At 75.9% G+C, this 26,238-nt stretch carries 19 protein-coding genes and 1 pseudogene; 12 read left to right on the top strand and 8 right to left on the bottom strand.

What is annotated here, in order from left to right; translation table 11 throughout:
• Positions 1-160 precede the first annotated feature (160 nt).
• Positions 161-916 (top strand): tyrosine-protein phosphatase, encoded by a 756-nt coding sequence (locus FOF52_RS04585; protein WP_248592585.1) that lies wholly within the window; start codon positions 161-163, stop codon positions 914-916.
• A gap of 7 nt (positions 917-923) precedes the next feature.
• Here FOF52_RS04585 and FOF52_RS04590 read toward each other — a convergent pair whose 3' ends face one another.
• Positions 924-2,381, bottom strand: a complete 1,458-nt coding sequence (locus FOF52_RS04590; RefSeq protein WP_248592586.1) for an MFS transporter — start codon at positions 2,379-2,381, stop codon at positions 924-926.
• Between the two features lie 203 nt (positions 2,382-2,584).
• Here FOF52_RS04590 and FOF52_RS04595 point away from each other — a divergent pair, with 203 nt between their 5' ends.
• Positions 2,585-3,079 (top strand): YciE/YciF ferroxidase family protein, encoded by a 495-nt coding sequence (locus FOF52_RS04595; RefSeq protein WP_248592587.1) that lies wholly within the window; start codon positions 2,585-2,587, stop codon positions 3,077-3,079.
• A gap of 69 nt (positions 3,080-3,148) precedes the next feature.
• On the opposite strand, the gene FOF52_RS04600 is transcribed toward FOF52_RS04595, so the two are convergent.
• Positions 3,149-3,586 (bottom strand): DUF2267 domain-containing protein, encoded by a 438-nt coding sequence (locus FOF52_RS04600; protein WP_248592588.1) that lies wholly within the window; start codon positions 3,584-3,586, stop codon positions 3,149-3,151.
• Between the two features lie 104 nt (positions 3,587-3,690).
• Complete coding sequence (locus tag FOF52_RS04605) at positions 3,691-4,092, bottom strand: DUF2267 domain-containing protein (RefSeq protein ID WP_248592589.1); 402 nt, start codon at positions 4,090-4,092, stop codon at positions 3,691-3,693.
• 977 nt (positions 4,093-5,069) lie between these two features.
• Here FOF52_RS04605 and FOF52_RS04610 point away from each other — a divergent pair.
• Positions 5,070-6,134 (top strand): NADH:flavin oxidoreductase/NADH oxidase, encoded by a 1,065-nt coding sequence (locus FOF52_RS04610; protein WP_248592590.1) that lies wholly within the window; start codon positions 5,070-5,072, stop codon positions 6,132-6,134.
• A 49-nt stretch (positions 6,135-6,183) separates the two neighbouring features.
• Here the strand turns inward: FOF52_RS04610 and FOF52_RS04615 are convergent, their stop codons facing one another.
• Complete coding sequence (locus FOF52_RS04615; protein WP_248592591.1) at positions 6,184-7,419, bottom strand: hypothetical protein; 1,236 nt, start codon at positions 7,417-7,419, stop codon at positions 6,184-6,186.
• A 141-nt stretch (positions 7,420-7,560) separates the two neighbouring features.
• Here FOF52_RS04615 and FOF52_RS04620 point away from each other — a divergent pair, with 141 nt between their 5' ends.
• From FOF52_RS04620 to FOF52_RS04640, 5 genes are all read left to right on the top strand, one after another.
• Positions 7,561-8,889, top strand: a complete 1,329-nt coding sequence (locus FOF52_RS04620; RefSeq protein WP_248592592.1) for an SWIM zinc finger family protein — start codon at positions 7,561-7,563, stop codon at positions 8,887-8,889.
• A gap of 83 nt (positions 8,890-8,972) precedes the next feature.
• Positions 8,973-10,451: a DUF5691 domain-containing protein gene (locus tag FOF52_RS04625; protein WP_068755858.1), complete on the top strand. Its 1,479-nt coding sequence runs from the start codon at positions 8,973-8,975 to the stop codon at positions 10,449-10,451.
• Between the two features lie 2 nt (positions 10,452-10,453).
• Positions 10,454-11,545 (top strand): ATP-binding protein, encoded by a 1,092-nt coding sequence (locus FOF52_RS04630; protein WP_248592593.1) that lies wholly within the window; start codon positions 10,454-10,456, stop codon positions 11,543-11,545.
• Positions 11,545-13,764, top strand: a complete 2,220-nt coding sequence (locus tag FOF52_RS04635; protein ID WP_248592594.1) for a DUF5682 family protein — start codon at positions 11,545-11,547, stop codon at positions 13,762-13,764. Before FOF52_RS04630 ends, FOF52_RS04635 begins: the two co-directional genes overlap by 1 nt.
• A 17-nt stretch (positions 13,765-13,781) precedes the next feature.
• Positions 13,782-14,996, top strand: a complete 1,215-nt coding sequence (locus FOF52_RS04640; protein WP_248592595.1) for a VWA domain-containing protein — start codon at positions 13,782-13,784, stop codon at positions 14,994-14,996.
• Positions 14,997-15,065: 69 nt separating this feature from the next.
• Here FOF52_RS04640 and FOF52_RS04645 read toward each other — a convergent pair whose 3' ends face one another.
• The gene (locus tag FOF52_RS04645) at positions 15,066-15,788 is read right to left on the bottom strand and encodes a spermidine synthase (RefSeq protein ID WP_248593753.1); all 723 of its coding nucleotides are present in this window, start codon (positions 15,786-15,788) and stop codon (positions 15,066-15,068) included.
• A 142-nt stretch (positions 15,789-15,930) separates the two neighbouring features.
• On the opposite strand from FOF52_RS04645, the gene FOF52_RS04650 reads away from it, so the two are divergent.
• Together FOF52_RS04650 and FOF52_RS04655 are read left to right on the top strand one after the other, a co-directional pair.
• Entirely contained in the window at positions 15,931-17,718 is a 1,788-nt protein-coding gene (locus FOF52_RS04650; protein WP_248592596.1) for an RNA ligase family protein, read from the top strand.
• Positions 17,719-17,721: 3 nt separating this feature from the next.
• On the top strand, positions 17,722-20,592 hold the full coding sequence (locus FOF52_RS04655) for an RNA repair domain-containing protein (protein ID WP_248592597.1): 2,871 nt from the start codon (positions 17,722-17,724) through the stop codon (positions 20,590-20,592).
• Between the two features lie 15 nt (positions 20,593-20,607).
• Here FOF52_RS04655 and FOF52_RS04660 read toward each other — a convergent pair whose 3' ends face one another.
• A complete protein-coding gene (locus tag FOF52_RS04660; RefSeq protein WP_248592598.1) occupies positions 20,608-21,273 on the bottom strand; it encodes a response regulator in 666 nt (221 codons plus the stop codon).
• Complete coding sequence (locus FOF52_RS04665) at positions 21,252-22,583, bottom strand: sensor histidine kinase (RefSeq protein ID WP_248592599.1); 1,332 nt, start codon at positions 22,581-22,583, stop codon at positions 21,252-21,254. The genes FOF52_RS04660 and FOF52_RS04665 overlap by 22 nt, the downstream gene beginning before the upstream one ends.
• 220 nt (positions 22,584-22,803) lie before the next feature.
• On the opposite strand from FOF52_RS04665, the pseudogene FOF52_RS22025 reads away from it, so the two are divergent.
• Positions 22,804-23,700: pseudogene (locus FOF52_RS22025) on the top strand (ATP-binding cassette domain-containing protein).
• Entirely contained in the window at positions 23,697-25,091 is a 1,395-nt protein-coding gene (locus tag FOF52_RS04680; protein WP_248592601.1) for a hypothetical protein, read from the top strand. Before FOF52_RS22025 ends, FOF52_RS04680 begins: the two are co-directional and overlap by 4 nt.
• A gap of 19 nt (positions 25,092-25,110) precedes the next feature.
• Here FOF52_RS04680 and FOF52_RS04685 read toward each other — a convergent pair whose 3' ends face one another.
• On the bottom strand, positions 25,111-26,091 hold the full coding sequence (locus FOF52_RS04685) for a TIGR03557 family F420-dependent LLM class oxidoreductase (protein WP_248592602.1): 981 nt from the start codon (positions 26,089-26,091) through the stop codon (positions 25,111-25,113).
• Positions 26,092-26,238: the final 147 nt, after the last annotated feature.

Genomic DNA, 26,238 nt, shown 5'->3' on the forward strand with positions numbered 1-26,238 from the left:
TTGTCCAGGTCCGCCTGGGAACGGACGGCGGTCCGGCGGGAAGCGGGGACCGCTCCCCGCGCCGTGGACGCCCGCCGGACGCAGCCCGCCCGGGGCGGGCACCCGGCCGCCGGTGAGGGCACCGATTGTCCGGAATGCAGGGATCGGCGAAGATGGCCGGGTGACCCAGACCAGTGAAACCCCCGCACCCCCGCCCCCCGCCTTCACCACCCTGCTGAACTTCCGCGACGTGGGCGGGGTCCGCACCGCCGACGGCGGCAGGGTCCGCACCGGACGGCTGTACCGCAGCGCCTCCCCCCAGTTCCTCGACGCCGCGGAGGCGCACCGGCTCGTCCACGACCTCGGGATACGCACCCGCGTCGACCTGCGCGGCCGCACCGAGGCGTGGGAGGCGCCCCCGCCCGCGACCGTCGCGGCCGGCATCGAGACGGCCCACCTGCCGCTGTACGCCGGACGCCGGATGGTCGACGCCGCACCCACCAGCAGCGCCGCGATCGCCGCACACTACCTGAGCTACCTGGAGCACGCCGGCGACTCGCTCGCCCGGATGGTGCGCACCCTGGGCGACCGTCCCGGCCTGCCCGCCCTGGTGCACTGCGCCGCGGGCAAGGACCGCACCGGCGCCGCGGTCGCGCTCGTACTCGCGGCGCTCGGCGTGGACCGCGACGACGTCGTCGCCGACTACGCACGCACCAGCGAGCACCTCGGCGCCATCCACGCCCAGCTCAGCGGGGTCCCCGCCTACCAGCAGCGGCTCGCGGCCATGCCGGAGGAGGCGTTCAGCGCCTTCCCCGAGACCATGGAGGTCTTCCTCGACCGGCTCGCCGCCGAGTACGGCGGAGCCCGCGGCTACCTGCGCGACCGCGGCGTCACCGCCGAGGAACTGCACCGGCTGGCCGAGGCCCTGGTGGAGTAGCCCGTCCTCACGTGGGGGCCAGCGGCTGCCCGCCCCGGGCGCTCAGCGGAGCGGCGATGTCCTCCAGGGAGCGGCGGGCCGCCTCCACGCCGATGAAGATCTCCACGATCCCCGCGGCGATCATCAGGCCCGCACCCAGGTAATAGCCGAACGCCACCTGGCCCACCTCGCCGCTGCCCACCAGCGCGCCGAACAGGCCGGGGCCGAGGATGCCGCCCAGCGCGGTGCCGGTGGCGTAGAACAGGGCGATGGCCTGGGGGCGGGTCTCCATCGGGAAGATCTCGCTGACGGTCAGGTAGGCGGAGCTGGCGCCCGCGGAGGCCACGAAGAACACCACGCACCAGCACAGGGTGAGCGTGACCGCGCCCAGCAGTCCGTTCTGGAACAGCAGCCCGGTGCCGACCAGCAGCAGCCCCGAACCGATGTAGGTGCCCGCGATCATCGGTTTGCGGCCCAGGGAGTCGAAGAGGGGGCCCAGCAGCACCGGGCCGAGGAAGTTGCCCAGCGCCAGCGGGATGATGAACAGCGGCGCGAGTCCGGAGGGAACGTCGAAGAACACGGTGAGCACCAGCGCCTGGGTGAAGAACACCGCGTTGTACAGGAACGCCTGCCCCGTGAACAGGGACAGGCCCAGCACGGTGCGCCGCGGATAGGTGCGCACCATGGTGGCGGCCAGCTCCCGGAACGTGGTGGTGTCGCGCTGGTGGAGGGTCAGCACCCGGCGGGGGTCGATCGACGGCAGCCGGTCGGTGTGGGTCTCGGAGGAGACCTCCGACTCGATGCCGCGCACCACCCGTTCGGCCTCCTCGGTGCGGCCGTGGATGACCAGCCAGCGCGGGCTCTCCGGCACGATGCGCCGCACCACCAGGATGACCAGTCCCAGCACACCGCCGATCGCGAAGGTGGCCCGCCAGCCGATGTCCTCGGGCAGGAGGTCGGGGTTGAGCAGCGGGTAGGCCATCGCCGCCCCGGCCGCGGCGCCCAGCCAGTACGACCCGTTGACCATCAGCGCGATCCGGCCGCGCAGCCGGGCGGGCATCATCTCGTCGATCGCCGAGTTGATCGCCGCGTACTCCCCGCCGATGCCGAAGCCGGTGAAGAACCGGCACGCGTAGAACCACCACACGTTGGGGGCGAACGCGGTCAGCACCGTGGCCACCAGGTAGACGCCCAGGGTGGCCAGGAAGATCCTGCGGCGGCCGTACTTCTCGGTCAGGTGGCCGAAGAACAGCGCCCCCGAACAGGCCCCGACGATGTACACCGACGCGGCGAGGCCGACCTGCGCCTCGGTGATCGCCAGACCGCTGCCCGGTTCGGTGATGCGCGACCCGATCGCGCCGACGATCGTGACCTCCAGGCCGTCCAGGATCCACACGCTGCCCAGGCCGGCCAGGATCAGCCAGTGCCAGCGGGCCCAGGGCAGGCGGTCGAGGCGAGCGGGGATGTCGGTGGTGACGCTGCTCATAACGCATGCCCCTGACCGGGTGAGCGCCACCCAATCCCGGTTTGGCGGGGGTTTGGACGAAGCCGGGCAACTCCTTGACGGACGCGCGTCGCGGAGCGGAGGGGCAATGGCGAAGAAACCGCAAAACCCCGGAAAAAGGGGTGGATGCGGCGGGGGTGGGGGTAGCCGGGGGAGCGCCCGAGTCCGTCCGACGAGGAGAGGCCATGAAGCTGGAGAACCCCAGGGATCTGTTCATCCACGAGATGTCGTCGATGTACACCGGTGAGAAGAAGATCGCCGAGATGCTGGACGAGGTGTCCGGCAAGGTCGACGACGACAAGCTGATGCAGATGCTGCGGGAGCACAAGCAGGAGACGCAGCAGCAGATCAAGAACCTGGAGCAGTGTTTCCAGGCGATCGGCGAGTCCCCGCAGGACGTGCCCTGCGCCGTGGTCGACGCGATCCACCAGGAGTTCCGTCAGTTCGCCGGCATGAACCCGTCGCCGCAGGTGCTGACGATGTTCGCGCTGGCCGGGGCGGACAAGATCGAGCACTTCGAGATCGCCGCCTACCGGGGGCTGGTCAACAAGGCGATGCTCATGGGCGAGACCACGTGCATGCAGCTGCTGGAGACCAACCTCCTGCAGGAGGAGGAGACCGCGGGCAAGCTGGAGCGCTACGCCAACGAGATGGGGCGCAAGGCGCTCGCGACAGCCTGATCCGCGATCCGCGCGGGGCGGCGGCCGCCGCGGCCGCCGCCCCGTCGCGTGCGCGTGTCCGCGCCGCGGTCAGCTCCCCCGGTTCTCACCCGGTTCCTCCGCCGTCCGCGTGTCGGCGCGTTCCTGTGCCCCCACCGGGTCGCGGCTCCAGTCCGCGAGGTCCTCCGGCAGCGATTCGGCCATCTCCTGGCCCAGGACGGGCGAGGCCAGCGCGAGTTCGGACACCACGGCCCGGGCCAGTCGCAGCCCGTGTTCGGGCGGGCAGTGCAGCTCCTCGCTCACCTGCTGGGCCAGGTCCCCGGATGCCCGGGCGGACGCGGCCTGTCCGCGGTCCAGGTCCTCCCAGAGCGACTTGGGCAGCTCCCGGCGCAGGTCCCTGCGGGCCTCCGGAGCCAGCCGCGGGGACAGTGAGGCGACCACGGCGTGCACCGCGCGGCGCGCCTCCTCGCTGTCGGCGACCTCCTCGCGTGCGGCGACACGGTCGATGAGTTCCTGGTGTGCGATCAACGGCCTCTCCTCTCCACGGCGGCGCCCGGGCGGCCGCGTGCCGCGGAGCCGACAGCGGCTCCGCGGCACACCGGCGGGCCGGGCACCGCCTGCCGCGGCGGCGCTCAGCCCGTGCTGCCCGCGAGGGTCAGTTGGCGCAGGTCCTCGGGCAGGCTGTGGCGGACCTTGTCCATGGTCCTGCCGGTGGTCGCCTCGTTGAGGACCTCGAACACCACCCGGGCGATGTGCGCCGCCTTGGGGTCGTCGGTGTGCGCGCGCTGTTTGACCCGGGCGATGAACTCGTCCTGGCCGAACCGGTGCCCGTGCTCGGAACCGGGCTGCGCGGTGATGCGCAGCACGTGCTCGCTGATCTCCCGTGGCAGTTGTGCGGCCAGGTCGTTGGCGAGATCGGCGGGGATCCGCTCGGCCAGTGTCTCCAGCGTCGCCCGGGTGGCGGTCTCGGCCGACCCCCGGCTGTCCAGTCGGGCCCGGGCCTGGACCTGTCCGATGAACGTGTCGTGCTGCATTGCTCTCCCCCGTGTGCGTGTCGAAAGCGGTGGGATCCGTCCGCGCCGCGGACCCCCGTCCCACGGCACGAATGACTCGCCTGCCTCCGCCCCCTACCAAAAGCACAGGGGAATATGCGGATTTTGGTGGCTTTTGGGGGGTGGTGCCCGTGGGCTCTTGCTGTTTCCGGCCAGAAGGAGGTGAAACGGACGGCCGGTGGGTGGGGCGGCGGAAGAATGCCGCCCCGGCGGGACCTCCCGCGGCCGTGCCGTGGCACGGCCCCCGGCCCGCCGCCGGGGCGCCGCACCCCGCGCCCGGCGACCCGTGTGCAGAGCCGAGAGGGCAGAACACGACGGCTCCTTCCCCCACTCCGGCCGCGCAGCGGAGAACGGCCGCGTGCGGCGGCCCCGGCCTCGGCCGGTACCGGGCCGGAGGGATCCCCGAGCGGCAGCCCCTGCTCGACGGGGGCGCGCTGCCCCGGAGCCCGGCGAGGACGCCCCGCCCACGGAGAAGAGCGGGGGGACGGTGCTCCGGGCGGCCGTCGGACACGCTCGGGGGTTCTCCGCCGACACCGCCGCCGCGCGCCCCGAGGCCGACGCGACCCGCGCGGAGGAGGTGCAGCCCGCCTGCACCGTCACCGACCGGGGAGTGGAGGTGCCGTGGAGCACCGAGGTCTCCGGCGGGTTCCCCGTCACCTGCAACGCCAGGGCCGCGGCGGGGCCCGCGGCCGCCCACGACGTCGTGGAGGACCCCGCCCGCCACGACGCCGGCGCGGAGTGCGTCCGCCGCGGCACGGACGAGGGGGGAGCTGGCCGGCCCCGACCACGAGGACGGGGGCAGCGTCGGCCACCGGGCCGCCGAGGACGCCCGGGGAAGCCCGGGACGCATCCCCTCCTCGCTCCCGGGGCCGGAGGAACACCACCCCCGACCCGCTGCTGTGACAAAGTTCACGGAAGAAGAGGGAATGCGGGGGTGCACCCGACGATTCACGCTCTGTGTGAGCTACCTCTTCGAACCGATCAAGCTGCGCGACGTCCTCGTCCCCAACCGGGTGTGGGTCTCCCCGATGTGCCAGTACTCGGCCACCGACGGCGTTCCCAACGACTGGCACCTGGTCCACCTCGGACAGTTCGCCACCGGAGGGGCCGGACTGGTGATGGCCGAGGCCACCGCCGTGGTCCCCGAAGGGCGGATCAGCCCCGCCGACACCGGACTGTGGAACGACGAGCAGGCCGCCGCCTGGCGGCGGATCACCGACTTCCTGCGCGCCCAGGGCGCGGTTCCCGCCGTCCAGCTGGCGCACGCAGGCCGCAAGGCGTCCACCGCCGTGCCGTGGGAGGGGGAGCGGAGCGTGCCCGAGTCGGAGGGCGGCTGGCCCACGGTCAGCTCCACCGCCCAGCCGTTCGGGTCCCTCGCCGCGCCGCGCGCACTGCGCACCGAAGAAGTCGCCGCGCTGCCCGAGCGGTTCGCCGAGGCCGCCCGCCGCGCCGAGGCCGCCGGGTTCGACGTCGTGGAACTGCACTTCGCGCACGGCTACCTGGCCCACCAGTTCTACTCCCCGCTGGTCAACGACCGCACCGACGCCTACGGCGGCGGCTTCGACAACCGCGTCCGGCTGCTGCTGGAGATCACCGGGGCGGTGCGCCGCGTGTGGCCGTCCCACCGGCCCCTGTTCGCGCGGATCTCCGCCACCGACTGGGTCGAGGGCGGCTGGACCGGGGACGACTCGGTGCGCCTGGCCCGGCTGCTCGCCGAACGCGGCGTCGACCTCATCGACACCTCCACCGGCGGCGCGGTGCCCAACGCCCCCATCCGGGTCCGCCCCGGCTACCAGGTGCCCTTCGCCCGGCAGATCAGGCTGGAGGCCGAGGTGCCCACCGGCGCGGTCGGCCTGATCACCGCCCCCGAGCAGGCCGAGGAGATCGTCGCCTCCGGTTCGGCCGACGCGGTGCTGCTGGGCCGCACCCTGCTGCGCGACCCGCACTGGCCGCTGCACGCCGCCGACCGGTTGCGCGCGGGCAACCTGTGGCCCCGGCCCTACGAGCGCGCCCGCCTCGTCTGAACCGGCACACCCCGGCGGGGGCCGCGCCGCGGCCCCAGCCCCAGGGCTGTCAGGAAGCGGCGAGCCGACGGCAGGACTCGCGGTCCTCGGGCAGCCCCACCCGGCGCAGCCCCAGGGCCGCGTTGCCGACCCGCCCCCGCCACAGCGACTCGTTGGCGACCAGCGCACGCAGGTAGGCCCGCTGCGCGTCGGTGAGGTCGGCGCCCACCGCGGCACCGGACAGCGGCGTGGGGAAGGCGGCGCACAGCAGCGGACCCCAGTCGAAGTCGGCGGTGAAGGGACCGGCCACGGCGGCCACGGCGCACGCCGCCGGCAGCAGCCGAGCGAAGTCGTCCACCCGCTCCACCGCGGCCCGGACCAGCGTGAAGCGGACGTGGTGCGGAAACTGCGGCGGCCGGTGGGTGAACCAGGCGTCGGCGGCGGCCGGATCGGCCAGCGCGGCCAGGAGCTCCCCGACCGCGTCGGGGTCGCCGGCCAGCGCGGGGGCGAGCGCGGCGCAGGCCCGCACCGCCGGATCGGGATCGGCCAGGAAGGCGCGCGGGGCACGGCCCAGGTCGCCCAGCGCCAGCACCAGGCAGGCGCGCTCGTCGCGCCGCACCGCACGGCGGGCCGCCGCCGCGACCCGGTCGGCCAGGTCCTCCCTCCGGGCGGCGTCGCCGACGAGGACGGCCAGCGCGGCCGCCGCGTGCGCGGCGTGCATCCGGGTCAGCGGCTCACCGTCGGCCAGGTGGGGCACGACCGCGTCCAGCAGCACGGGGGCGGCGGCGCGGAGGTCGAGGACCGCGCGGGCCGTCAGCGCCTCGACGGCCCCGGACTCGCCCGGCCACGCCGCCGCGTCCCCGTCGAGGACCGCCTCCGGGGCCGCGTCGACCCGCTCTGGCGCCACATCGGCGGGGAAGGCCGCCGCGCGCAGTTCGGCGTCGTCGAGGTGCGGGCACCCCGCCTCGGCCACACCGGCGAGGAAGGACAGCAGCGCCGAACGCAGCGGGGCCCCCGCGTCCCCCGCGTCCCCCGCGGCGCCGACCGGGGCGGCCGCCGGACGGGACAGGGACTCCTCGGCGAGCAGCCCGGCGACGACCCGGGCCGCCGGGGCGGTGACCGGCCAGGGGGTGCCCTGGTGCACCACCGCGCTGCACAGGTGCTTCAGGGCCCGCCGCACGGCGTCGGCGTCGCCGTCGGTCAACGCGCGCAGGTGCGCGGGCGTGTCGTAGGCCGCCCCGTAGGCGTGGCAGAGCTTCGACCAGTCGACCTCGGCGGCCGCGTCCCAACCGGTGGTGTGCGTCATGGCGGCAGTGTGCCCGACACCGCCGACACCCGGCGGCGCACGGCGGCCGGCCCCCGGAGCGGCGCGGCCCCGGAACGGTGTTGCCGCAGCTCACCCCGATGATCGCGGTTTTGTCACCGGCTGCCCCTACGGTCTGCTGACGTGAGCGAACGATGGACCACCGACGACGTCTGGGCACTCGCCCCCGACGCGTCGTCCCGCAGGGCCGCGACGAAGATCGCCCGACCCACCTCCTGGCCGAGGCTGGGCTGGCGCGCCGCCGAGCCCGGGACCGACGCGCCCGGCGGCGCCGCAGCGGTGTGGGGCGAATGCAAGGGCAGCGGAGCCAAGCCGTACCAGGCCGCGGCGCACCTGGTCGGCCCCGGCGCGCCCGCCTACCGGTGCAGCTGCCCCAGCCGCAAGTTCCCCTGCAAGCACGTGCTGGCCCTGCTGAGCCTGTGGGCCGAGGGCGAGGCCGCCGAGGACGCGGGCCCCGACTGGCTCGACGAATGGCTGGCCAAGCGCACCGCCAAGGCGGCCGCACCCACGACCCCGAAGAAGGCCGGGCCCCCCGCCGACCCCGAGGCCGCGGCCCGCCGCGCACGGCAGCGCGAGGAACGGGTCGCCGAAGGGCTGACCGAGTTCCAGACCTGGCTGACCGACCAGATCGGCACCGGACTCGTCGACAGCCGCCGACGCGGCTACCAGAAGTGGGACACCGTGGCCGCCCGCCTCGTCGACGCCCAGGCCGGGCGGCTCGCCGAACGGGTGCGGGCCCTGTCCGGGGTGATCACCGCCGCCGACTGGCCCGACCGCCTCCTCACCGAGTACGCGCTGCTGCACCTGCTGTGCGTCGGCTACCGCCGCCGCGACGAACTGCCCGCGGGGCTGGGCGCCGCGGTTCGCGCCCGCGTCGGCCTCCCGCTGCCCGACCCCGACGAGACCGTCCGCGACCACTGGTACGTCCTGGGCCGCCACGACTTCGACGCCGGACAGCGGGTGCGCGGACGGCGGATCTGGCTGCGCGGCCGCGACACCGGGCGCACCGCCGCGCTGCTGTCCTTCGCCCACGGGGGGCGGGCCCTCGACACCCCGGCGCGGGTCGGCACCCTGCTCGACGCCGACCTCGCCCTCCACCCCGCGGAGAACCGCGCCGTGGTCGCCGCACGCCACGCCGAACAGCGCGTCGGCGCCCCGCCCGGCGGCTCCGTCGCCGACGCGCTGGACGACGTCTCCCGCGCCCTGGCCGACGACCCGTGGCGCGACGTGTGGCCGGTGGTGCTCGCCGACGCCGTCGTCGCCCACGACGACGGCTGGTGGATCGTCGACCCCTCCGGCGACGCCCTGCCGCTGCTCGTCGACGACGCCGGCTGGAAGCTGTTCAGCATCAGCGGCGGCCGGGGCCTCACCGCAGCGGGCGAGTGGACCCCCGACGGGCTGCGCCCGCTCACCGTGTGGGACGCCCGGGGACGGGCCGTTCCGGTCGCCTGACCCGCGTCCCGCCCGGCGACACCGCCCCCGACCCCCACCCGCCCGCTGTGCGCAGTGCCCGTGCCATCCCGAAAGGAAGCCACGTGACCGACCCCGACCCCTGGCCCGACCTCGTGTCGACGGCCCTGGTGGGTACCTCCCGGCGCGCCGTGCCGCCCACGCCCGGCCTGCCCGGGGCCAGCGGCGGCGACCCCGCCACCGCGCTGCTCGACCGCGCCGCCCTGGCCGCCGTGCGGCGCCGCGCGGGACAGCGCCCCCGCCGGATCGCCCCGCCGCCGCCCGCCCCGGACGAGACCGCACCCCTGATCGACGGCCCGGCCCTGGTCCGGCTGCAGTCGATCCTCGCCGGAAGGCACCCCGAGGTCCTGCCCGAATGGCTGGACCTCGCCGCCGCAACCGGCCGCCGGCTCCCCCCGGAGGTCCTGCCCGCGCTGCTCGACCGGGCCCGCAGCAACACGCAGGTCCGTCCCGTCCTGGCCCGCCTCGGCGGCGCCCGCGCCCGCTGGCTGGCCGAACACAACCCGGCCTGGCTCTTCTTCCTGGAGAGCGCCGACCCCGAGGAGACCGTCTTCGACCCCGAGGCCTGGAAGACCGGCACCCCCGCGCTGCGCCGCCTCCACCTCGCCGCGCTGCGCCGCACCGACCCCGCCGCGGCCCGCGACCTGCTCGCCCAGACCTGGACGCACGAACGCGCCGACCAGCGCCACGCGCTCCTGGCGACCCTGGAGACCGGACTGTCGGAGGAGGACGAACCGCTGCTCGCCACGGCGCTGCGCGACCGCACCCACCGGGTGCGCGTCCTGGCCGCGGTCCTGCTCATGCGGCTGCCCGGCAGCGACACCGGCCGCCGCCTGGCCGAGCAGACGGCCCGCCTGCTGCGCGTCGACGACTCGGGCGGCACCCGCAGGATCGTCGTCGACCAGCCCGGCGACGTCGACGCCGAGTTCACCTCCCTGCTCGACCCGGGGACCAAGAAGAAGAAGGAGAAGGACGAGCAGCAGACCCCCGCGGCGCGGGTGCGCCCCCTGCTGTCCCAGATCCCCCCGGCCACCTGGATCGGCCGCCTCGGCGACACCCCCCGACAGGTGCTGGACGCCGTCGCGGACCCCGAGGTCCGCAGCATCCTCGCCAACGCGGCGGCACTGCACGGCGACCTGGACTGGGCACGGGCGCTCCTGGACTCCATGACCCCGGCGGCGTTCGACCTCCCCGAGGCGGAGTGCCGGATGGCCGGCCTGCTGGCCCTGCTGCCCCGCGACGAGCAGCACGCCTGGGCGCTGCGCTGGGAGAGCGGGCGGCTCCACATCCCGCACCGCTTCGGCGCCCTGCTCGACGCACTGGACTTCCCGTGGAACAGGGAACTGAGCGAACGCATGGCCGACCGGCTGCTCGCCGAGGACCAGGACCCCCACCGCCTGTACCAGGTGCGCGAGCACGCCTCCCGGCACCTCGACCCCGGCCTGTACGAGCGCTTCGCCGCCGAAGGCGCTGGCAACCGCCGCCTCACCGACCTCGTCAACACCCTCAGATTCCGTCACGACATGCGCAAGGAGCTGACCTGACCATGACCGCCACCCCCGCCGTGCTGCGCCCCCACGCCGAACAGGCCTACGCCGAGGAACTCGCCGCCCTCGCCAAGGCCGACGACCGCCCCCGCCCGCCCGGCTGGAAGCTGTCGCCGTGGGCCGTCACCCAGTACGTCCTCGGCGCCACCCTCGACGACGGCACCGAGATCACCCCCAAGTACGTGGGCGCGCGCCGCATCGTCGAGGTCGCCGTCGCCACCCTGGCCACCGACCGCGCCCTGCTGCTGCTCGGCGTGCCCGGCACCGCCAAGACCTGGCTGTCCGAACACCTCGCCGCCGCCATCTCCGGCGACTCCACCCTGCTGGTCCAGGGCACCGCGGGCACCGCCGAGGAAGCGGTGCGCTACGGCTGGAACTACGCCCGCCTGCTCGCCGAGGGCCCCTCCGAGAAGGCCCTGGTGCCCAGCCCCGTCATGACCGCCATGGCCGAGGGCCGCCTGGCCCGCGTCGAGGAACTCACCCGCATCCCCTCCGACGTGCAGGACGCGCTGATCACCATCCTGTCGGAGAAGACCCTGCCGGTGCCCGAACTCGGCATCGAGGTGCAGGCCCAGCGCGGCTTCAACATCATCGCCACCGCCAACGACCGCGACCGCGGCGTCAACGACCTGTCCAGCGCGCTGCGCCGCCGCTTCAACACCGTCGTGCTGCCGGTCCCGCAGACCGCCGACGACGAGGTCGAGATCGTCACCCGCCGCGTCGCCCAGCTGGGCCGCAACCTCGACCTGCCCGAGGTGCCCGCCTCCCTCACCGAGATCCGCCGCGTCGTCACCGTCTTCCGGGAACTGCGCAACGGCATCACCGAGGACGGCCGCACCAAGGTCAAGTCCCCCAGCGGCACCCTCAGCACCGCCGAGGCCATCTCCGTCATCACCAACGGCATCGCCCTGGCCGCGCACTTCGGCGACGGCGTGCTGCGCCCCACCGACGTCGCCGCCGGCATCAGCGGCGCGGTCGTGCAGGACCCCGTCTCCGACGGCGTGGTGTGGCGCGAGTACCTGGAGACCGTGGTCCGCGAACGCGAGGACTGGGACGACTTCTACGCCGCCTGCCGGGAGGCGAGCCACTGATGCCCGCACTCGACACCGACCGCGTCCACGTCCTGGGCGTCCGCCACCACGGCCCCGGGTCGGCGCGCGCGGTCCGGGCCGAACTGGAGCGGCTGCGCCCCGACGCGGTCCTCATCGAAGGCCCCCCCGAAGCCGACGCGCTCGTCGGGCACGTCGGCGGCCTGGAACCGCCGGTGGCGCTGCTCGCCTACGACCGCTCCGAACCGTCCCGCGCCGCGTTCTGGCCGTTCGCGGTCTTCTCCCCGGAGTGGCAGGCGCTGCGCTACGCCGCCGAGCACGGCGCCGAGGTGCGCTTCTGCGACCTGCCCGCCGCCCACACCCTGGCCGCGCGCACCGAAGAAGAGGAGGAGACCGGAGAGGGGGAGGCGCCGCGCGTGCGCGTCGACCCGCTCGGCGTCCTCGCCGAGGCCGCCGGCTACGACGACCCCGAACGCTGGTGGGACGACGTGGTGGAGCAGCGCCGCGACGGCGGCCCCTCCCCGTTCCCCGCCATCGCCGAGGCCATGGCCGCGGTCCGCGCCGAACTCGCCCCCGAACCCGAGACCGAGCACGAGGCCCGCCGCGAGGCGCACATGCGCCAGGTGCTGCGCGCCGCCCTGCGCGCCGGGCACGAACGGATCGCCGTGGTCTGCGGCGCCTGGCACGTGCCCGCCCTGCTGGAACTGCCCGCCGCCACCGCCGACGCCCGCCTGCTGCGCGGCCTGCCCAAGACCAGGGTCGCCACCACCTGGATCCCGTGGACCCACGGACGGCTCGCCGCCGCCAGCGGCTACCGCGCCGGAGTACGCTCCCCCGGCTGGTACCACCACCTGTTCACCACGCCCGACCGGCCCGTGGAACGGTGGCTCACCGAGACCGCACGCCGACTGCGGGACCGCGGCCACGCGGTCTCCTCCTCCCACGTCATCGAGGCGGTACGGCTGTGCGAGACCCTGGCGGCGCTGCGCGGCCGCCCACTGGCCGGACTGGAGGAGACCGCCGAGGCCACCTCCGCGGTGCTGTGCGAGGGAGCGGAACTGCGCGCCCGCCTCGTGCACGACGAGATGGCCCTGGGGGAGCGGCTCGGCGCGGTCCCGCCGGACACGCCCACCGTCCCGCTCCAGCGCGACCTCGCCGCCCAGCAGAAGCGGCTGCGCCTCAAACCCGGGGCACTGGACCGGGACCTCGTCCTCGACCTGCGCAAGGACGTGGACCGGGAACGCAGCGTCCTGCTGCACCGGCTGGGACTGCTCGGCGTGCCGTGGGGCGCCCCGCGCCGCGACACCGTGCGGTCGCGCGGCACGTTCCGCGAGACGTGGGCCCTGCGCTGGGAACCCGAGTACGACCTCGCGGTCATCGAGGCCAGCCGGTGGGGCACCACCGTCGCCGCCGCGACCGCCGCCCGCGTCCGGGACCGCGCCGCCGACGCCGACCTGCCCGCGCTGACCGCACTCGTCGAGGACTGCCTGCTCGCCGACCTGCCCGACGCCCTCACCGACACGGTGGCGCAGCTCTCGCGGCGGGCCGCCGAGGACGCCGACATCCAACGGCTGATGAGGGCGCTGCCGCCGCTGGCGCGCTCCGTCCGCTACGGCAGCGTCCGCCGCTTCGACGCCGACGCGCTGCGCGGCGTCGCCGTGGAGATGCTGCGCCGCGTCTGCGCGGGCCTCACCGTCGCGGTCACCGGCTTGGACGAGGCGGCGGCGGTCCCGGTGGCCGCCGACGTCGACGCCACCCACACGGCGGCGGTCCTGCTCGGCGGCGACGCCGAAACCGGATGGCTGGACGCCCTGGAGGCCCTCGCGCCGCGCAGCGGCGTCCCCGGCCGCCTCAGCGGACGCGCACACCGCCTCCTGCGCGACAGCGGCCGCCTGGACGCCGACACCCTGCGCCTGCGCCTCAGCCAGGTCGCCTCGCCCGGCACCCCGCCCGAACGCACCGCCGCCTGGATCGAGGGCTTCGCGGCCGACAGCGGGCTGCTGCTGGTGCACGACAGCGCCCTGCTGGACCTCATCGACCAGTGGCTGACCGGGCTGAGCGGACGCGCCTTCGTCGACGTGCTGCCGCTGCTGCGCCGCACCTTCGGCGGCTTCACCGCGGCCGAACGCCGCTCCATCGCCGAGCTGGTGGTCCGCGGCGGCGTCGACCGCGACCCCGCCGAGCAGCCGGTCGACACCGGACGGGCCGCCGCCGCGGTGGCCGCGGCCGCCGCGGTCCTCGGCCTGCCCGCCCACACCTGAGAGCACGGAAGGCAACGATGCACGACGACTTCGACCCCGCGGCGTCCGCCGAACGGGTGCGCCGCTGGCGGCTGGTGCTGGGCAACAAGGCCGAGGACGCCTGCGCCGCGTCGCTCGGCGGCGGCCCGGGCACCGTCCTCACCGGCGACGACGCCCGCATGGACGCCGCGCTCGCCGCCCTGTACAACCGCTCCGACGAAGGCGTGGAGGACCTCGGCGGGCGGCGCGGCGCCACCCTCGGCGCCTCCGCGCCGAGGGTGGCGCGCTGGCTCGGCGACATCCGCGACTACTTCCCCGCCAGCGTGGTCCGGGTCATGCAGCAGGACGCCCTGCACCGGCTCAACCTGCGGCAGCTCCTGCTGGAACCGGAGATGATGGAGGCCGTCGAACCCGACGTCCACCTCGTGGGCACCCTGCTGTCCCTCAAGGACGTCATGCCCGACACCGCCCGCGAGACGGCGCGCGCCGTGGTCCGCCGGGTCGTGGAGGACCTGGAACGCAGACTGGCCCAGCACACCCGCTCCACGGTGCAGGGCGCGCTGGACCGCTCGGCGCGCACCACCCGCCCCCGCCGCGTCTCCGACATCGACTGGGACCGCACCATCCGCCGCAACCTCCAGCACTACCTGCCCGACCACCGCACCGTCGTACCGCAGACCCTCGTCGGCTACGGGCGGCGCAGCAGGGGCGTGCAGCGCGACGTCGTCCTCGCCGTCGACCAGAGCGGGTCGATGGCCTCCTCCGTGGTCTACGCCAGCGTGTTCGGCGCGGTGCTGGGGTCGATGCGGACCCTGCGCACCTCCCTGGTGGTGTTCGACACCGCCGTGGTCGACCTCACCGAGCACCTGAGCGACCCCGTGGAGGTGCTGTTCGGCACCCAGCTCGGCGGCGGCACCGACATCAACCGGGCCATCGCCTACGGCCAGAGCCTCATCACCCGGCCCGCCGACTCGGTGTTCGTGCTCATCAGCGACCTGTACGAGGGCGGCATCCGCGACGAGATGGTGCGCCGGGTCGCGGAGATGACCGCGGCCGGGGTGCAGGTGGTGGTGCTGCTGGCGCTCTCCGACGACGGCGCGCCCGCCTACGACCGCGACAACGCCGCGGCCCTGGCCGCGCTGGGGGTGCCCGCGTTCGCCTGCACCCCCGACCAGTTCCCGGAGCTGATGGCCGCGGCCATCCAGGGGCGGCCGCTCACGGCCTGGGTGGAGCAGCACGCGGACTCCGCGTAGCCGGACGGGGCCGCGCAGCGCCTGCGCGCGGGGCCGCGGGTGGGGCGTGCGGCGGGAACCGCCGACGCCTCACCCGGACCCGTGCCGCGCCAGGTAGACCGTGTTGGCGGCCTCGCGCCCCTGCAGGGGGTTGGGGAAGGCGACGGTGTGCGCCCGCACCTCGGTGAAGACCTCCTCCAGCACCGCGGTGAAGCCCGCGTCGGGCGGATCGTTGGACCACAGGGCGAAGACCCCGCCCGGATGCAGGTGGCCGGTGAGCCGCCGCAGTCCGGCCGCCTCGTAGAACCCGGCGTGGCCGGGGGACAGCAGGTGCCGCGGCGAGTGGTCGATGTCGACGACGACGGCGTGGAAACGCCGGCTCGGGGTGTCGGGGTCGAAGCCCTCCTGTGACGCGGCCAGCGCGAAGAAGTCGCCGTGGACCAGACGGCAGCGGGCGTCGCCGGCCAGCGCGGCCCCCTCCGGCACCAGGCCGCGTTCGGTCCACTCGATCACCTCGCCCAGCGCCTCCACCACGACCAGCGACCCCACCCGCGGGTCCGCCAGCACCGCACGCGCGGTGTGGCCGAGCCCCAGCCCGCCCACGGCCACGTCGAGGCGCGGCTGCGGCAGCCAGGCCAGGGCCAGCCGCGCCACCTCCACCTCCGCCGTCGTGAACAGGCTCGACATCAGGTACTCGTCGCCGAGCTTGACCTCGTAGGCGTACTCGCCGAAGACCGGGTCCCAGCGGCGGCGCAGACTGAGCTCCCCCATCGGGGTCGGCCTCCAGTCGAGCTCCTGGAAACGGGTGCTCACCATGTGCTCCTCCGATGCTGTGGGGTGCGACGAGCATGCCACGTCCGGGCGCGCCGCGCCGCCGGGACCGGAGAAAATCGGTGGCCCCGCGCCGCGGCCGCCCCTACAGTCGTCGCAGCACCCGGCGTCGAAAGCACCGATCATGTGGTTTGCCTACCCCCGTACCCCGCACCTGCCCTGGTCCCCGGGGGCGAGCGCGGACGACGTGCGGACCAGCGGCCTGGCAGGGCTGGCGGGCCGCGAGGTCGTGGTCACCGAGAAGCTCGACGGGGAGAACACCACCCTGTACCCCGACGGGCTGCACGCCCGGTCCCTGGACTCCGCCCACCACCCCTCCCGCGCCTGGATCAAGGCCCTGCACGGCCGGATCGCCCGCGCCCTCCCGCCCGGCCGGCGGGTGTGCGGCGAGAACATGTACGCGCGCCACTCCCTCGCCTACCCCGCCCTGGACAGCTGGTTCTACGCCTTCTCCGTGTGGGACGGCGACCACTGCCTGGACTGGGACGCCACCGTGCGCGTCACCCGGCGGCTGGGCCTGCCGACACCGCCGGTGCTGTGGCGCGGCGTCTTCGACGAGCGGGCCCTGCGCGCGCTGCGCGTGGACACCGCCCGCCAGGAGGGCTACGTGGTGCGCACCGTCGACGGCTTCTCCTACGACGAGTTCGCCCACCGCGTCGCCAAGTGGGTGCGCCCCCACCACGTGCAGACCGACGAGCACTGGATGTCCGCGCCCGTCGTCCCCAACGGGCTGGCGCCCACCGCAGCCCTGTGGGAGGTGCGCTCCGGAGCCGAACCGGACCCCGAGGCGCTGCTCGCCGCCCTGGACCTCACCCCCGCCGACCTGTGCGGGCCCGCGGCGGCCACCCCCGCGGACGCCGCGCACGCCCGGGCCGCGGCGGCCGACGCCGCCTCCCGCCTCGACCTGCTGGGCCGCACCGGCGACGCCCGCCTCACCGGGGTGCTGGCCGCCCTGCTGCACCGCACCCGCCGCGCCTGGCTGGCCCCCCGCCTGACGGACCGGCTCGGCCCCCGCCAGGCCCGCCGCACCGCCGACCTGGTCGGCCTGCACGGCCTGCTGCACCGCGACTTCCCCGACGAGCAGCGGCGCACCGGACTGGCCGGCCTGGCCGAGGCCGCCGACCTGGGCGTGCTGCACGCCCTGGCCGCCGCCGTCCTCACCGGACGCGACGACGCCGAAGCCGAGGAGGCCCGCGACCGGGTCGCCTGGTCCGAACTGCACGCCGAGGACGCCGGACTGCTCGGCGAGGCGCCCCTGGAGACCCTGCGCGCCCAGCTGCGCGACGAGTTCGCCCACGGCGACCCCGACACGGCGGACCGCCGCTGGGCCGAGGCGCGGCGCGCGTTCACCCGGGGACGCATCGGCACCGCCGCGGAGGCGGCCGCGCTGACCTGGCGGTGGCGCAACGGCGCCTTCCCCCGCCTCGTCGTCACCGTCGGACCGTCCGGCAGCGGCAAGAGCACCTTCGCCCGCTCCCTGCCCGCGGTCCACACCGTCGTCTCCCTCGACGACCTGCGCCGGGACCGCGGCTCCCGCGCCGACCAGCGCGCCAACCGCGCAGTCCTCGACGAGGGCCTGCACCGGCTCGACGCCGCCCTGCGCGACGCGGCGCCCGACGGGGGCACCGTGGTGTGGGACGCCACCGCCCTCAACCGGCACCAGCGCTCCCTGGTCCACGCCGTGGCCCGCCGCCGCGACGCGCTCCTCACCCACGCGGTGTGGCTGCTCGACGAGGACGACCTGGCCCGCCGCAACACCGCCCGCGACCACCCGGTTCCCCCCGCGGTACTGGACGGCCAGCTGCGCCGCTACGAACCGCCCTACCCGGACGAGGCCCACCGCACCTGGTACGTCGGAGCCGGCGGCGGAATCGGCGACACCGCGGGCGGCCTGCACGACGAGGAGGACTGAACCATGCGCACCAGCGAGGAGATCTACCACCGGGTCCGCTGGGACCCGCGGTTCGACCCCGAGCGGTTCGTCCTCGGCGTCCACGACCGGAGCGGGCAGACCAAACGGGTCCGGCTGACCGACTTCACCCCCGGCGGCGACATCCCCTGGCACCGCATCCTGTTCATCGAGGCCGACGGCGAAGTGGTCTGGGACCGCGCCACCGGCGTGGACCGGATCGACGGCTCCACCGCCGGACGGGTCCGCCGCCCGCGCCGGCTCACCGCCCCGTTCTTCGTCCTGCGCCCCCCGCACGCCTGGCGGCCCGGCACCGGATGGCGGCCCGCCGAACCCGCGGGGGAGGCGCCGCCCGTGGCGCGCCTGCGCGTGCTGACCTGGAACACGCTGTGGGACCGCTACGACGGCGACCGGATCGACACCGCGCGGCGCAGACCCCTGCTGCTGGAGGCGCTGCGGCGGGCCGACGCCGACGTCATCGCGCTGCAGGAGGTCGAACCCGACCTGCTCGACCTGCTGTGCCGCGAACCGTGGGTGCGCGACCGCTACACCCTCTCCCTCGACCCCCACGGCCGCGACACCGCCGAGTACGGACTGCTGCTGCTCAGCCGCCTGCCCGTCACCGAGGCGGGACTGTGCGCGCTGGGCCCCCACAAGGCGGCGGCCGCCCTGGTCGTGGCGACCGCCGACGGGCCGATCACGGTGGCCGCCACCCACCTGACCAGCGACCACACCGTCGACGGGGCCGCACGCCGCACAGCGGAGCTGGCCCTCCTCGCCGAGGCGCTGCCCGTCGCCGGCACCGACGTCGTCCTGGTGGGCGACTTCAACGACGGCGACCCCGCCCTCGCCTCCCGGCTGGGCCTGGACGACGCCTGGACGCAGGTGCACGGCGCCGACGACCACACCCCCACCTTCGACCCGGGCGCCAACCCGCTGGCCGCACTCTCCTCCCGGACCGGACGCGCGGCCCGCCTCGACCGCGTGCTGCTGCGCGGAACGGGCCTGCACGCCACGGCCGCGCGCCTGCTGGGGGACGCCCCCGCCACCGGGGACGGCCTGTTCGCCTCCGACCACTACGGCGTCGTCGCCGACATCGCGGTCGGCGGCAGCGGCGATACGCCCTCCGACGTCCTCGACACGGCGCCGAGCACCCGCACCGCACTGGTGTGGCTGCCGCCCGAGGAGCCGCGGCCGACACCGCAGCACCTTTGCGGACACCACCACCCGGACGCCGACCGGTGGCCGCCGCACGTCCCCGTGCTGTCCGGGTTCGTACCCGAAGCGGACTTCGAGCGGGCCGCACCGCTGCTGGCCGAGGCCGCCGCCACCGTCGCCCCGTTCGACACGCGCCTGCGCGGCACCGGCGTCCCCGCCCGCCGCGGCCACGCCACGGCCCAGCTGGACCCGGCCCTTTCAGAGGCCGGGCCGTGGCAGCAGCTGCGCGCCGCGCTGCGCCGCCGCTTCCCCCGCTGCGGGACGGACGGCACGGACCCCACCCCGCACCCGGTCCCGGGGCGGGCCGCCGCCCCGGACCGGTCCACCGCCGAGCACGCGGCGCAGCCGCCCGACACGGCCGCCCGCGTCAGCGAACTGGTGCTGCTGTCACGCCGGGGCGGCGAACCCATGCGGCCCCGCGCGACCGTGGCGCTGGGCACCGGCGAGGTGCGCTGGCTCGACGAGCCGGCCCCCGCGCCCGCGGAAACCCCCGCCCCGGCGCCCCCCACCGCCGGAGCCGCCGCACCCCGGGACACGGAGGAGGCCCGGCTCGTGGCACGGCTGGCGGAGGCCCTGCCCGAGGCGACACTCCACCTGGTCGGATCGCGCCGCATGGGCTGCGCCCGCACCGGATCGGACCTGGACCTGGTCGCGGCCCTGCCCGGGCAGGCCGACCTCGACGCCCTGGCGGCACGCGTGTCCGCACTCCCCGGCAGCAGCCGGGTCCGGCACATCACCGGGGCGCGCACCCCCGGACTGCGGCTGCGGCTCGGTCCCGTCCCCGTGGACCTGGTCGTGGTCGCCACCGGAGAGGTCGACCCGGCCGAGGCGGTGGCCCGCCGCACCGAGCTGGGCGACGCCGCCGCGGCCGCGTTGAGCGCGGTCAGCGACGCCGAGGCGGTGCGCGCCGCGGTCGACGGCCGCCACACCGCCTTCGCCGCCCTGGCCCGCGACGTCAGAGCGTGGGCCTTTGCACGCGGACTGGACTGCGCCCCGTTCGGCGGACTGCCCGGCCTGGCCTGGACCGTCCTGGCCGCACGCACCGTCCGGGACAGCGGCGCGGACGACGGCCCCGACACGCTGCTCGGCCGCTTCTTCGCCGAGTGGGCCGCCTGGGACTGGCGGCGGCCCGTCACCCTGCCGACCGCTCCCAGGGCACACGTCCCGGCCGCGCCCGTGCGGATCCTCACCCCCACGGCACCGGTCCGCTCCTGCACCGGCCAGGTGGACGAGTCCCTGCGGGACCTGCTGGACCAGGAGCTGTACCGGGCCTGGGAGACCGTGGAGGAGGCGGCGCGCACCGGCACCGACCCCCGGCCCGCACTGTGCGGACCGCCGCCGCTGCACCGCAGGCACGCCGCGTGGGCGGTGGTGGAGGTGCGGCCGCTGCCCGGCGAGCACGTCGACACCGCACTGGGCCGGGTCCGCGGCCGGATGCGGGCGCTGCTGACCGCCCTGGCGGAGGCGGGCGTGGCGGACGCGCACGCCTGGCCGCGCCCGTTCACCGCCGATCCGCGGCAGGTCTGCTTCGCCGTGGGCCTGGGCCGCACCCCGCCGGACGCCGCCGCGCTCGCCGACGTCACCGGGCCGTGGCGGGCCCGCCTGCCCGGCGTCCGCGTCCACCGGGCCGACGGCGGGCAGGTGCCCACGCTGCGCTGAGCGGCGGCCCGCCCCTCAGCCGCGGCCCCGCAGGTAGGCCAGGACCGCGAGGACACGGCGGTTGACGTCCTGCGACGGCGGCAGGTCGAGTTTGGCGAGGATGTTGCCGACGTGCTTGCCGACCGCCGCCTCGCTGACGACGAGCGCGCGGGCGATCGCCGTGTTGGAGTGCCCCTCGGCGATGAGCGCCAGCACGTCCAGCTCACGCGGGGTGAGCCGCTCCATCGGGTCGTCGCGGCGGCGCAGCAGCCGCCGCACCACCTCCGGGTCGATGACCGTCGCCCCGTCCACCACCCGGCGCAGGGTCCGCGCGAACTCCGCGACGTCGGCCACCCGGTCCTTGAGCAGGTACCCCAGGCCCGCACCGGCGGAGGAGTCGAGCAGTTCGGCGGCGTAGTCCTGCACCACGTACTGGCTGAGCGCCACCACCGCCAGGTCGGGGCGTTCCGCGCGCAGCCGCACGGCCGCCCGCAACCCGTCGTCGCGGTGCCCGGGCGGCATGCGGATGTCGGTGACCAGCAGCTCGGGCCGGTGGCGGCGGACCGCCGCCACCAGCGCGTCGGCGTCGCCGACCGCCTCGGCCACGTGGAAGCCGAAGCGCTCCAACAGGCCGACCAGGCCCTCCCGCAACAGCACCCCGTCCTCGGCGAGGACCACGCTCACAGCTGGTTCGGACCGCACGGAAGCTCCACTCTCACCACGGTCGGACCGCCGACCGGACTGGACAGGACCAGGGTGCCGCCGACCGCCGCCACCCGGTCGGACAGCCCGGACAGGCCGGTGCCGCCGCGCTCCTCGGCACCGCCGCGGCCGTCGTCGCGCACCTGCAGCGACAGCACCGCGCCGTCGCCGCGCACGGTCACCTCGGCCCGGCGCGCACCGCTGTGCTTGGCCACGTTCGACAGGGCCTCGGCCGCGACGAAGTACGCCGTGGACTCGATGGGAGCCGGCGGCCGTTCCGGCAGGTCGGCGTCGACGGTGACGGCAACGGCGCAGCGGTCGGCCAGCTCCCGCAGCGCCGGAACCAGCCCGCGGTCGGTGAGGATCGCCGGATGGATGCCGTGGACGAACTCCCGGAACTCGGCGAGCAGCTGCTTGGCCTCCTCGTGGGCGGCCGCGACCGACGCGGACGCGGGAGAGTCGGGCGGCAGGTCCAGGCGGGCCATGCCCAGCCGCAGGGTGAGGTTGACCAGCCGCTGCTGGGCCCCGTCGTGCAGGTCGCGTTCGATACGGCGGCGCTCGGCCGTGAACGCGTTCGCGATCCGGGCGCGCGACCGCGCCACCTCCGACAGCTCTGCCCGCAGCCGCCGCGCCGAGCCGCCCCCCAGCAGCGCCCGGCCCAGGGCGGCCTGCCCCGCCGCGAGCAGACCCGCCAGGTATCCGAGCACGGGCAGCGCCGCCACCCCGACCAGCATGACCAGCAGCGCACCGCCCGCCCCCGAGACCACGACCGGACCGAACACGGCCGGCCCGCCACCGGACAGGACGATCAGCGGGGCCGCCAGCACGGTGCCCACCAGCAGGAGCAGCGGCGCCACGACGCAGCAGGCCGCGACGGCCGCGGGCACGGCGACGACGGCGTGCGCCACCTCCCGCCACACCTCCGGATCGGTGTAGCGGGCGCGCAGCCGCCGCCAGCCGTCGCCGTCGGACGGTTCGGGGCGCGGCGGCAGCGGACGCCCGTCCACCAGGCCCAGCCGCAGCCGTTCCACCGCGGTCACCGGCGCGACCGCCACCGGGGCCACCGCGGCCGCCAGGGCCACGCCCACCAGCGCCACGGCCGCCGCCAGCCCCGCACCGGTCCACCACCGCGCCAGCACCGCCCAGGCCACGACGGTCCCCGCCGCGACCGGCAGCAGCGCCGGAAGCGCCGCCGTCACCGGCAGCGGCGCGGACAGCAGGTAGCCGAGCGCGCGCCACGGCCAGCCCGACACCAGGTAGCGGGGAACGGCCAGCGCCCTCAGCAGAGTCGCGGGAGCTCGATCGGCCACGCACCGATCGTAGGCGCCGACCGCCGCACCCGGCCATCCGCCCAGACCCCCCGGAAAGGGTGGGGCCAGCCCCACCCCCGGACCGGAGGTGGACGTAGTGACGGACCGCGCCCGCCGGTGGTGTGCTCGACACCGCCCCCGAGGACCCGACACGAAAGGACGAGGAACGCATGCCGACAGAACCGGGACGGCGGGACACGGCGGCGGGGCGGGCCGCGTGATGCTGGAACTGGAGAACGTCACCAAGACCTACCGGGGCGGCACCCGGGCCGTCGACGGCCTGACGCTGCGCCTGGGCACCGGCCTGCTGGGGCTGCTCGGCCCCAACGGCGCGGGCAAGTCCACCCTGATACGGATCGCGGCCACCGTCACCCGGCCCTCCGCCGGCACCGTCCGCTACCGCGGCGTCGACGCCGTCGCCCGCCCCGACCCGCTGCGCCGCGTCCTCGGCTACCTGCCGCAGGACTTCGGCGGCTATCCCAACCTCTCGGCCCGGGAGTTCCTGGCCTACCTCGCCGCGGTCAGGGGCATGCCCGCCCGGACCGCCCGCAGGCGCATCGCTGAACTGCTGGAACTGGTGAACCTGGCGGACGCCGCACGGCGCCCGCTCGGCGGCTAGTCGGGCGGCATGCTGCGGCGGGTCGGCATCGCCCAGGCGCTGCTCGCCGACCCGCGGGTGCTCATCGTGGACGAGCCCACGGCCGGCCTGGACCCCGAGGAACGCGTCCGGTTCCGTTCCCTGCTCGGCGACCTGGCGGCGGACCGGACCGTGGTCCTGTCCACGCACATCGTCTCCGACGTCGAGTCCGTCGCCGCTGACCTCGCGGTCGTCGTCCGCGGCCGCCTGGTCTACCGGGGCAGCCCCGAGCAGCTGCGGGACCGGGCGCGGGGACGGGTCTGGCAGGTCACCGCCGCCCCGCAGGAGGCCGCGGCGCTGCAACGCCGCTTCCCGGTCAGCCGGATCGTGCACACCGGCGACGGCGTGCGGATGCGGCTGGTCGCCGAGGAGCCCCCGCACCGCGACGGCCGGCCGTGCGACCCCGACCTGGAGGACGCCTACCTCGCGCTCCTCCAAGACGGCGCAGCGCGCCCGGGCCCGGGGGAGGAGCGGTGGTGAGGCAGATGCGCGCGGCCGCCGGAACCGCCCTGGCAACCTGGCGGCAGCGGGTCAGGGAACCGTCGTTCCTGGCGGCGCTGCTGGCGTCGGCCGCACTCGCCCACCTGGCGGTCCCGGACCCCGAGTCGCGCTGGGTCGTGGTGGGCCTGGGGGAGTACCGGGCCGAGTACAACAGCGCCTACGTCGGCACGGCCGCGGCGCTGTCGGGCGCGCTGTGGCTGTCGCTGGCGGGCTTCTACGTGGTCACCGGAACCGGCGGGCGGGGCGGGGCCGCCGGGCTCGCGCAGGTGCTCGCGGCGGGCCCGCTGCGCGGCTGGGCCCATTACGCCGGCCGTTTCACCGGGAACCTCGCGGTCCTCGCCGACGCCGTCCCCGGGCTGCGGAAGGGGGCGGGCACCCTCGTCTGGTTCCCCGTGTGGCTGGCTCTCGTGATCGCGGCCCAGGGCAGGGTCCTGGGGACCGGGCCGGTCGCCGAGTCCATGCGGGACCAGATGGCCGGGCAGGGGATCGAGGCGGACACGGCCGAGTTCGCGGTGGGGCTGATGCAGATCGACTCCACGGCGGGCGTGTTCTCGTGGTCGGGGTTCGAGCTGCCGTGGGGCTACCTGGCGGAGCGCCTCGCCGTGGTGCTCGGCGCTCTCCTGGTGGCGCTCCTGCCCGCCCTGTGGTTCCGGCGCGCCGCCCCCGGCCGGGGGCGGCGCGCGGCGGACGGGGCGCCGGAGGCGCCGCGGCCGTGGCGGCGGGTGGCCTACCGGGGGCTGGCGGCGGCGCCGGACCGGAGCCTCGGCGCGTTTGCGAGGACGGTCGCCGCACGGTCGCGGGTCCTGGCACGGAGCATGCCGCGCTGGTGGTGGGCGGTCGCCGCGGCGGTGAACGCGGCGGCCCTGGCCGTCCCCGGCGGGACGGTGCCGGCGGTGCTGCTCGCGGCGTGGATCTGGCCCGTCCTGCTCTGGTCGGGACTGGGCACCCGGCATCCGGGGCGCGGCGACGTCGACGCCGTGCTGGCCGCCTGCCCCGCACGCCGCCGGCGCGTGGCGGCGGAGTGGGCGGCCGGGATGCTCCTGACCGCCCTCACCGGCCTGGGGCCCCTCGTCCGCATGGCGGCGACGGCGGACTGGCCCGGCGTGGCCGCCTGGGCGGGCGGGGCCGCGTTCGTCGCCTCGCTGGCCCTCGTGCTCGGCACGGTCTCGGGCACGCGGCGGCTGTTCCAGGCCGGGTACACGCCCCTGTGGTACCTCGTCCTCAACGGCGTGTCGGCGGTGGACTTCCTCGGTGCGGTGCGGGTTGGCGGCCGACTGGCCGGACCGCCTCCCGGAGCGGTCCTCCTGGCCGCGGTCGCCCTGTTCGCCGCCGCCGTCGCCGTCGCCGAACTCCGGCACGCCCGGCGCTGAGCCGCCGCGGAGCGGCGGCTCAGACCGCCGCGGTCCGCGGAGCCAGTCGGCGCAGCCGGTCGGCCAGTTCGCTGCGGTAGAAGTCGAGGAACCCGTCGGGGTCGGGACCGGCGTTCTGCATCACCAGGTGGTCGAACCCGGCGTCGGCGTAGCGCTGCGCGGCCTCGACGTAGCGCTCCGGGTCGGGGCCGCAGGCGAAGGCGTCGAGGACGTCGTCGGCGCGGACGGTGGCGCTGGCCGCGTCGAAGTTGACCGGGTTGGGCAGTTCGCTCATCACCTTCCACCCGGTCAGCGCCCACCGGGAGGTCGCCAGGACCGCCTGCACCGCGGCCTCCTCCTCGGGCGCCCAGGCCACCGGGACCTCGGCGTAGCGCGGTCCGCCGCCGCCCGCGCCCCGGTAGTACTCGACGATCTGCGGTTTGGCCTCGGTGGCGAACAGCCCGTCCCCCAGGCGGGCGGCCAGTTCCGCCGACGGCTGCCCGCTGGCCGCCACCGCGATCAGCGGCGGCTCGGAGGGCAGGTCGAAGATCCGCGCGTCCTCCAGACGCAGGTACCGGCCCTCGTAGCTCTGGTAGCCGCCGCGCCACAGCAGCCGGATGATCTCCACGGCCTCGCCCAGCATCTCGTGGCGCACCCGCACGGTGTCGGGGAAGCCGCGCCCCACGACGTGCTCGTTGAGGCGCTCCCCGGAGCCGACGCCCAGGGTGAAGCGGCCGCCGCAGAGCAGCGCGGTGGTCGCCGCGGCCTGCGCGATGATCGCGGGATGGTAGCGGACGGTCGGGCAGGTCACGCCGGTCACCAGGCCGACGCGTTCGGTGCGGACGGCGATCGCGCCCAGCAGGGTCCAGGTGAACGGCGAGTGCCCCTGGTCGTCCAGCCACGGGTGGAAGTGGTCGCTGATCTCCACGAAGTCGAAGCCCGCCGCCTCGGCCAGAACCGCCTGGCGGACGATCTCGTCGGGGCCGAACGCCTCGGTCGCGAGTTTGTATCCGATCCTCATGCCGACTCCCTCCGAAGGGTTCTGCGGTGCCACCGCTGCCCCCTATCCAGGGGAGGTTTCCGGCAAACGCGGCTCGGCCGGGCATACGGCACGCGGACGGCGGGGCCCGCCCGGCCGGAGCCCCGGAGGCTTGCCCCGGGGTGGACA

Source organism: Thermobifida alba, assembly GCF_023208015.1.
In the GTDB taxonomy this organism is placed as follows: Bacteria; Actinomycetota; Actinomycetes; order Streptosporangiales; family Streptosporangiaceae; genus Thermobifida; species Thermobifida alba.